The following is a 9,308-nucleotide window of genomic DNA, read 5'->3' as shown; positions in this document are numbered from 1 at the left end:
GGTCTACTCCCGATCCTGCGGTTAACATATTATAGTTACCGTCTTCGACGTTATATACCAGTCTTTCTTGACTGCGATCATACCAAACATTGCCAATCATCCCATGTACACTCGGTGGTGCGCCCGTCGCGAGGGAAACATGGCCAACAATGGTCTCTGTATTGCCATGCTGGAAGTGAGCATTGTTGTAGTATGTGCCTTGATCCATTAAATAATTAAACCCACCTTGTCCAAAATTGGATTTATAACGTTCAAGTAAATCTCCTCGTAAGCCATCAACGGTAATTTGAACGATAAGTTTTGGCTTTTGAGTCGTTGTTGCGAATGAATCTGTCGGCAATAAGACTGCCGTTGAGAATGCTAAATATAATAAAGGTGCTTTATGCATAATCCAGCCTATAAAATTGATTTGATTGGTTACAATGAAATGGTTCGGTGCGGGATTAATTTACGTTACGCGCTAAGCGTAGCCCCATATCAGACATAGTAATAGATTGACTAGCAAAGTCGCGGCGATAGTTTTTTGAATCACTTGCATCGTACGCAAAGTTGCCACCACGTACTGATTTATGCATTAACCCGATATCACTATGTTGCGAATTACTTGGGTTATGATTGGGTGCATAGCGGTAAAAACTATCATCAAATGCATCGCTGACAAACTCACCAACATTGCCAGTCATATCAAAAAGACCGAGTTCATTGGGCTGTTTTAGCCCGACAGGGTGCGCTTGATTACTCGAGTTACTTGCATACCAAGCGACATCATCAATGTTATTTGACCCAGAGTAGGCATAGTGTTGACTTAAAGTGCCACCTTGTGCAGCAAACTCCCACTCTGCTTCTGTTGGTAAGCGATATTGTTCATTAGTTAATTCGTTGAGTTTTTTAATAAAGTAATTAGCTTGCTGCCAACTCAGGTTATTCACTGGAATATTGGGATCGGGGAAATAACTGTATGAAGGCCCCATTACAGACTCAAAGAGCTCTTGCGTGACTTCAAACTTTGAAAGATAAAAACCATCCACAGTCACTTCTCGGGCTGGTGTTTCAGATCGATGAGCATCGTCACTATTCGAGCCCATATCGAAAGCCCCCCCTTGTATTAAAACCATATCTTTTTCTATCGACATCGCGATGGGGTGAGGTGCTAAAGAAGCACATCCAGTAATAGAGAATATGAGAGAAATAATGGCAGCTTTAGAGAATATTGTTGGTAACTGAATAGCATTGAAATATGTGTTGGTAAGTGCATGCATTGGGTCGACCTCTGTGTATATGACAAGCACAATAATACCGTTTTAGGGTATACCTTAAGGTTATATTGGATATAAGGCGAAGCGAAGAATCGCGGGATATATAATCACCATCGAACTCGCAATAAACGCATAGGTGATGAATGAATATTACTCAAGGTCCTCAATTTAATGGTAAAGCATCAAAACGTCTGCATGTTATGGCAAAGCCTATTGGTGCTGTATGTAATATTGATTGCACTTACTGTTATTACCTAAGCAAACAAGACTTATTAGAGTACCAAGCTGGAAAATCGCCGAAAATGGACGACTTAACATTAGAAAGCTATATCCGTCAGTACATAGAAGCTCAAAATACTCCAGAAATTATTTTCTCTTGGCAAGGGGGGGAACCGACAATGCTGGGGCTGGCGTATTTTAAAAAGATTGTGGCATTACAAAAAAAATACCAGCCACCAGGTATCGTTATTTCAAATGATTTGCAAACTAATGGCCTATTACTTAATGAAGAGTGGTGTGAGTTTTTAAATCATAATCATTTTTTAGTTGGGTTGAGTATTGATGGACCCGAGCTACTGCATAACACCTATCGAACAAATAAAGCAGGTCGCGGAACATTTCGACAAGTGATGAAGGCCGTTGATTTATTACACAAGCACCAAGTTAAATTTGCTACTTTGACTTGTGTAAATAATTTAACGAGCCAAACCCCACTCGAGGTATATCGTTTTTTACGAGATGTCGTTAAATCACCACAGATGCAGTTCATTCCTATTGTTGAGCAAAAGACGTTTAGAACCGATGCTCCGCAGTGTGGTGCATATGGTAAAGTGCTTGCTAACTCTCTGATTAGTCAAGCAGTTCAGCAAGGTGATAAGCGATTAATTCCTGGGAATAAAAATGCCATTGTTGAGTCTTGGTGTGTCTCAGACCAAGCTTGGGGCGACTTTCTGATAGCGATATTTGATGAGTGGAGTCAAAACGACCTTGGTAAAGTATTCGTTCAATATTTTGAAGCGAGCTTAGAAACATGGATGGGGCATAAAAACCCACTATGCACATTAGGTGAAGTATGTGGTAAAGGGTTAGCCATTGAGCCTTCTGGTGATGTTTTTGCCTGCGATCATTATGTATATCCTGAATATAAAATTGGCAATATACATCATGATAAATTAGATGATATGGCGTATAGCTCTGAGCAACAAGCATTTGGTTTTGCAAAGTCTAAGTCTTTACCTACGGACTGTAGAGAGTGTGAATATCAATTTGCATGCTTTGGAGAATGTCCTAAAAATCGTTTTATAACTACTCGCAATGGTGAGTCAGGATTAAATTATTTATGCGCAGGATGGAAGAAATTCTTTAATCATGCTGATTTGAAAATGGCATATATTCTACGATCTGTTGGACATAAAGTGGTACATGGCAAGTATAACGATGCTGTAATTTGGGATCTAATGGCAAAAGATCGTAAGTTTAATCGAGGGAAATAAAATGAATGCAGTTTTCAGAATACTATTTTCTTTTTGCTCAACATTGATGGTGTCATACAGTTTTGCTGGAGAGATCGAATTAATGCCAGATCATTTTATTGGTGCAGAAGTAGATTTTTCTCAAGAGCATATTTCATCATTAGCATATCGGGCTCAAAACCAGCAATTATCAACGAATGAACGAGCTGAATCTTTAAATCAGTTGAGCTTGTATCCTAATCAAAACTCTTTAGTGGCAATAGCTAGAGCATTGAAAGAGGATAATGAAGATATTCAACTTGCCGCTATAAATGGCGCTAAGCCTTATTCGTTAGACTATCGATGGCGTTTATTCGAGCCATTATTTGACCATGCAAGTATTGAGATACGTCGAGCGATTACGTATGACCTTTTAAGAGGGTATACAAAAATGACTCAAAAGAAAAAAATTGAGCTAGAGCCAATGATTGATGAGTTAGCTTTCTATCTATCTACACAGTCGAGCATTGAATTAAAAAGAAAATTAGCCAATCTATATCGCTGGTATGGGCAATGGGAGAGTGCTGAAAATATCTTTATCTCATTATTTGCAATAGGTCAAAATGATCCACAGTTGTGGCTTGATTATGCTGATAATTTTAGGGTTAGTGGTCATGATCAACGAACGAATGCCGCTTTAATTGAAGCGATAAGATTACACCCTAATTATGCCCCATTATATTACTCAAAAGCATTAACGCAGGTGCGTATGAAAAAAATGAAACAGGCAGCAGAAGATATGGAAAAGGCAGCGAAGTTAGCCGATACAAATAGCTATTACTGGTACTTAACAGGCGTGCTACAAGAAGAGTTTAGTGTGGAAAAAGCAACACAATCTCTTGAGCGTTCATATTATATCTCAGGGTCACCAGAACAACTTTATGCTGTGTGTGATATTTATAAACGCCATAATCATAGCCGCACAGAAAGTTGCATAACTGAGCTAGAAAGCAAGGTACCAGAGAGTGTGATTAAAAAGGTAAGAGACTGATAACCCCCTATCTACCACTGGAATAGATAAAGGTTAGTTATTGGTAAAAACATGGTAACCATTACGGCCATTTCTTTTCGTTTGGTACATGGCATTATCTGCATTTCTGACAATTTCTTCATCATCATCGGCATCATCTGGGAAAATGCAGATACCAATACTGACCGTTAGAGTGAGCGTGTGGCCATTAATCGTGATGGGTTTATTAATGCAATGAATGATTTTTTCAGCAATAACTTGTGCGTTATTATTTTCAGTAATCTTAGTCAAAATAATAGCAAACTCATCACCACCAACACGAGCGACAGTATCTTCGGATCGCACAGAATCTTTTAGTCTTTGTGCGATAACTTTTAATAGTTCATCGCCAAAGTAGTGCCCGAGATCGTCATTAATAGGCTTAAATTCATCTAAATCAATATAGAGTAGTGCCGTTTTGTGTTTATTACGGGTGGCACTTTGAATCGCATGCTCTAAATTTGCATCAAAACCCAACCGATTGTTAACACGCGTTAAAAAATCATGATGTGCGGAATGAGCATATATTTCCTGTGATAGCTTTAGTTCTTCTGCTTTTTTTCTATCACTAATATCCTGGTTAGTTCCAAATATTCGTATGACATCCTCATTACTATCTAATTCAACTTCTATGGTCGAGGAAATATAGCGAATAGAGCCATCTGATTGGATTATTTTAAACTCTTCACTTTGTGGTTTTTTAGTTGTGATTGCCCGTTGCTTTGCTTCATTGACCTTGTTGAGATCATCAGGATACACCCGTGAAGACCATAATGGGTAGGTTACAGGGTTGCTATTCGGCATTGCGTATATGGTGAAAAGCTGATCACTCCAATAAGTTGCCTTTGTTTTTATATCCCAACTCCAATGACCGACATTGACAGTCGCTTGCAATTTTTTTAATTCATCTATATTGCGCTTATGTGTGCGATTCACTCGGCTAGAGGCAAAAAGCAACCCTAGAGCAATGATGAGCATCAACCCCATAAGTAATATAATTAAATACAATGCATTAGAAGAAAGTGAGTGTATAAATGGCAAGAGCATCAACCTATTCAGTATTCATTTTTATTTATACTAGTCTAAATTCCCCAAGAGGAGCAACTAAACGCATATTCAACTTCATTGTAAAAGTGTTATTGCTACTCTAGACTAGTTGCATAGAAAGTATTCGATCTTTGGTTTGTCAATATATTGACGTCTCGATGTTGAGACATAATAAATTTTAAAACTAGATTAAGTAAGGGGGTGTGTTATGACAGAAGGAAGGTTAGCTTATTCAGATGCCTTAAATCAGACTCAATCTCGCGTTGAGACGAAGGTTTCCTTAAATCATGACTCTTACTCTCACTACATCTCTGATGTTCTGGATATTAATTTATTGTCGGCTGAAGAAGAGCGTTATTATACGAACCAGTGCCGTCAAGGGGATAGAAAAGCAAGAGATATAATGATTGAGGCCAATCTTAGGTTAGTTGTGAAAATTTCAAGAACGTATTTGAAAAGACACAATCACCATTTTTCTTTACTTGATTTGATAGAAGAAGGAAATATAGGTTTAATAAAAGCAATTGATAAATTTGACCCAGCACTGGGTTATCGATTCTCCACTTATGCCGTTTGGTGGATAAAAGAGAGTATCGAATCAGGTTTAATGAACCATGGTAGAACCGTTCGCTTACCGGTACATATACATAAAGAAATTAACCGATTAGCCGTTTCTAATCATAAAGCTAGAAATTTAGTATCACGTGAAATGTCGATGACAGAATTAGCAAAGCAAATAGACTTACCGATTGGCAAGGTAAGTGATTTAGTTCGGTTGAGTGGCTTCATCGAAACTTCAACGACGGTTGATTTAGCTCAACCAACTCTAGGCCTTGATCAATATGAAAGTGAGTCAATACGTGACCCTCAAGAAGAGTTTCAACATGAACAATTTACGCTAGCTTTAGAGAAAGTGATTAAGACTTTACCCGAAAAAATTCAAGCCGTGCTGGTGGCACGATATGGGTTATTTAATCAACCAGTTCAGACATTAACAGAACTCGCTAAGTGTATGGATTTGTCGACTGAAAGGGTTAGGCAACTACATTGTGAAGCAATCAAAAGAGTTCAAAAAAGATTAAAGTTTGACGAATGGATCTAACTTAACGATATAGGTATTGTTGAAATAATTCTTGTTGTACTCGATGAAACTACGTTTTTGGGTGACTGTTTTTGGATCACTAGTGCTGTTCCCCCTGTGCTTCGGAGATATAAAGTAGACCTTTTATATGTGCAAACGCAGCACTGTCTCTATCCCATTGAGTCAGAATTCTTGATAATGAGGCGTGATAAGCTTTATTCTTGAGTAAAAATAGTAGCGTTGAATCATATCTACTAATCACTTGTTGGTGTTTCTCTATTGATTTTTTATTAATATCAATATCCGAACTTTCGAGCCTATCTAAGTGCTGGAAGCCTTTTTCATACCAGCAACTCACCACCTCTCTTATCTCTAACTCTTCTTCTGGAATATCATTCAATGTTAAGTTGTCACCATTTGGTATTGGGGATTTATAAGTTAAGTCCATCTTATTACTTACATATTTATACATAAGTTACCCCAAACTATTTAAGTATTTATCGGTGAGGCCAAAGTACTTTAAGTTACCATCAGCCTCTAAGACTAGACTGAAGTTTGATGTCGCGATTAGACTCGGGTCATTGGAAGAAAAAATAACGGTTTTGTCTAATAGTTTGTCGCTAAAGAGGCGATTGAAGTACAGAGTATTTTCACTTTCACTGCCATTAAAAGGTTCATCAATAATAATCACTTGCTGTTCACATGCACCTAACCCAATCGCTAAGCGTATTTTTTGTTGTACACCATTAGGTAAGTTATTATATTTATCAACACTAAGTATCGTATCTAGACCATCTGGTAACCAGTGGTTAAGATCGAAAAACTCCAGGATTTCATTCATTTTACCCTTTGCTATCAAACCATTATGCAATATAAAGTTGGTTTCTACGCTACCTTCAAAAATATGCATTTCAAAGGGGATATAGTTAATTGATTTTCGAAAACGGAAACTATTAAACTGCTTTATATTATAGCCATCCATAAATACAGCACCTTGGTAGCGATCTTCTAGCCCTGCGATGACCGATATGAGTGTTGTTTTTCCACAACCCGTTGGACCAGAGATAACGACTTTACCACCAGGTGCTATCTTGAAGCCTAAATTAGTTAAACCGGTAGGTGACCCGTTATAACGATGGGTCACGCCACTACCAATAATATGACCTTTAAATTTTCGGATAGGTGGGCTTTTTTGTAAGCTGAGTTTGTCATCATTAAGAGACATTAGATTATTGATTTGCGCTGCAGATGACTTAATGGATTGGAATTTTGAAATAGAATTATAGATACCCATAATAGGACCAAGTGCCTTCCAAACAAGTATCACCGTTGCCAGCATTGCCCCTGCATCAGAGGTACCATCCATGACGCCTATAACGGCAGTGACAATACTTGCTGTCCCGATAACTTGAATTATCCCACCACCGGCGGCCTGGACTTTACTATTAGTAACCCCAACATTTTCAGCATCTTGAGTACTTTGTTCATGCGATGCACTAAAGCGAGATTGAATAACTCTTAGTAGCGGCAGACCTTGAACCGTTTTTATTCCGCGTAAAATCTCATTCCATTGGTACGATACCATGGCATTAGCCCGTGAGCTTTTTGAGGTGGCTTGGGTATAAAGGTAGCGAGAATAAATACAAAAGAGCAGCATGAAGATAAGACCAGCGAGTACAACAAGTGCTGCCATACCGGACATTAAGGTGATCGCGAGGATAAAAACGATCACAAATGGCATATCAAAATAACTTAGAGTCGACTCTGCTGTAACCAGTTTTCGAAAGTTATCAATATCCTTCAATCGTGCTAACTGTGAAGAAACCCCAGCACTTGATGTCATGGAGTAGGGTAACCATAGAAGTTTTGCCATGACGTTTTGTGAAATATGTACAGCAAGATCTTTACCAGAAGTAGATATGATCCTTACACGAAGTTGCTTAAAAAAGTACTCACCGAAAGCGACAATAATAGCGAATAGTGTTAACCAATATAAAGTGGTTTCTGAGCTAGATGCGAGAGCAAAGTTGTACACGCTCATAATAAAGAAGGGTTGTAATGCACCAAGCACACTGATCATAAAGCTAAGAATAACTAAGCTTTTTAATTCACTGTTATAGCGATAAAAGGCGTATTTTATCCAATTACTTCTATCTTGAGACTCTGGTGGTGGTTCACGGAATAATCGAGAGTATTCACTAATAGTCACTAGAGTGCAGGGGGTATCTGTTATCGGGTATTCAATAGTATTGTTATTGGAGTAATCAAATAAGATCAGCTTATCCTCATTAACTCCCATAAAAATAGCATTGAGGTTCTTAATGCTTATAAAACAAGGGTGAGGGTAATTATGGATGTTTTTTAAACTTTTCAATTGCTGATGTAAGCATTGATAACCCAAACGTTCAAGCGTAGCGGAAAAGCTAAGATAATCCTCATCTTTTGGGATAAAAGCATCACTTAGAATTGCAGGTGTACCTTCCCACTCAACGGCAATGAGTGTATAGGCTAAGCCTTTTATCAGTGGTGAGTTTTGGTAGCGCTCAGTATAGCTATCTGCTTCAAAATCTTGTAGACGTTGAGTCATGTCATTAAAGTCAACTAAAATGCTCATAGATCCCCTCCGTTTAATTTGATTTTTTTAAGGCGATGGCTAATCTTATCCATTTTGTTACTGATAATAATAAGTGTTTTATTGCTTGCTCGGTAAGCGGTACTCGTTAGCACAACTTGGGCAAAAGTACTGTCATAAACGGAGTCTAGATCATCAAAAATAAGCAATTTTTTATCAGCAATCAGTGCTCTTACAATAAAGAGCGCGTAGGTAACTTGGCGTGAGAAAGGCAAGCGCAGATGACCCTTAATCTCGGTATAAAACCCAGCGGGGAGGCTATCAATTTGGCTCTTGATATTGAGGGTTTCACACAGTGCAAATGCAGCGTTATTTAAGCTAGGGCGAAAACAGGTGAGGTTATCAATAATGGTCCCTTCAACAAATGAGCTCGATTTATCAATAACTAAGACACTATTTCGCCAGACGTTATAATTAATATCAGCGAGTGGCAAATCGTCGACTTTAATGTCAAGACGGTTATCTGTAATTTGACGCGTAATACAAGCGGCTAAGTGTGTTTTGCCAGAGCCACTTAAGCCGGTGAGTAGATAAGCTTGACCAATTTCAAATTCAATTCGTTTTTTGTCCGAGTAGCGCACGTTAATTTTATTGATATCAGTGTGTTCATTTTGTTGTTCAATAGACGCTGCTAAATCAAGCAGTTCAGCAATCCTTTGAATGTGCATTTTATGCAGTTTCCAGCGACTGGCCGTTCTTACCACTTGCTGATATGGGGCAAAGTAGCGGTTAGTTAACATGATGATTGCCGCCATTATCCCTTGACTGGATT

General features: G+C 38.3%; 9 protein-coding genes. 3 read left to right on the top strand and 6 right to left on the bottom strand.

Features of this window, described 5'->3' with window-relative positions; genetic code table 11:
- Both BCU68_RS10705 and BCU68_RS10700 read right to left on the bottom strand, forming a co-directional pair.
- On the bottom strand, window positions 1-388 hold a 388-nt coding region (locus BCU68_RS10705; protein WP_198591724.1), incomplete at its 3' end, for an alkaline phosphatase family protein.
- A 55-nt stretch (window positions 389-443) separates the two neighbouring features.
- On the bottom strand, window positions 444-1,259 hold the full coding sequence (locus BCU68_RS10700; RefSeq protein ID WP_102564746.1) for an SUMF1/EgtB/PvdO family nonheme iron enzyme: 816 nt from the start codon (window positions 1,257-1,259) through the stop codon (window positions 444-446).
- 140 nt (window positions 1,260-1,399) lie between these two features.
- Here BCU68_RS10700 and BCU68_RS10695 point away from each other — a divergent pair, with 140 nt between their 5' ends.
- Window positions 1,400-2,749, top strand: coding sequence for an anaerobic sulfatase maturase (locus BCU68_RS10695; RefSeq protein ID WP_102564745.1), 1,350 nt, complete (start codon window positions 1,400-1,402; stop codon window positions 2,747-2,749).
- 1 nt (window position 2,750) lies between these two features.
- Window positions 2,751-3,758 carry a hypothetical protein gene (locus tag BCU68_RS10690; protein ID WP_102564744.1) on the top strand — a complete coding sequence of 336 codons (1,008 nt, stop codon included), beginning with the start codon at window positions 2,751-2,753 and terminating at the stop codon, window positions 3,756-3,758.
- A 33-nt stretch (window positions 3,759-3,791) separates the two neighbouring features.
- Here the strand turns inward: BCU68_RS10690 and BCU68_RS10685 are convergent, their stop codons facing one another.
- Window positions 3,792-4,817, bottom strand: coding sequence for a sensor domain-containing diguanylate cyclase (locus BCU68_RS10685; protein WP_198591723.1), 1,026 nt, complete (start codon window positions 4,815-4,817; stop codon window positions 3,792-3,794).
- Between the two features lie 214 nt (window positions 4,818-5,031).
- On the opposite strand from BCU68_RS10685, the gene BCU68_RS10680 reads away from it, so the two are divergent.
- The gene (locus BCU68_RS10680; protein WP_102564742.1) at window positions 5,032-5,925 is read left to right on the top strand and encodes a sigma-70 family RNA polymerase sigma factor; all 894 of its coding nucleotides are present in this window, start codon (window positions 5,032-5,034) and stop codon (window positions 5,923-5,925) included.
- A gap of 79 nt (window positions 5,926-6,004) precedes the next feature.
- Here the strand turns inward: BCU68_RS10680 and BCU68_RS10675 are convergent, their stop codons facing one another.
- The 3 genes from BCU68_RS10675 to BCU68_RS10665 all read right to left on the bottom strand — a co-directional run.
- A complete protein-coding gene (locus tag BCU68_RS10675; RefSeq protein WP_102564741.1) occupies window positions 6,005-6,376 on the bottom strand; it encodes a hypothetical protein in 372 nt (123 codons plus the stop codon).
- A 3-nt stretch (window positions 6,377-6,379) separates the two neighbouring features.
- Window positions 6,380-8,518: an ATP-binding cassette domain-containing protein gene (locus tag BCU68_RS10670; RefSeq protein WP_102564740.1), complete on the bottom strand. Its 2,139-nt coding sequence runs from the start codon at window positions 8,516-8,518 to the stop codon at window positions 6,380-6,382.
- On the bottom strand, window positions 8,515-9,308 hold a 794-nt coding region (locus tag BCU68_RS10665; RefSeq protein ID WP_133126146.1), incomplete at its 5' end, for an ABC transporter ATP-binding protein. The genes BCU68_RS10665 and BCU68_RS10670, both read right to left, overlap by 4 nt.

Origin of the sequence: Vibrio sp. 10N.286.49.B3, from assembly GCF_002873395.1 — a bacterium.
Taxonomy (GTDB): domain Bacteria; phylum Pseudomonadota; class Gammaproteobacteria; order Enterobacterales; family Vibrionaceae; genus Vibrio.
This window is presented reverse-complemented; position numbering and strand designations above follow the sequence as displayed.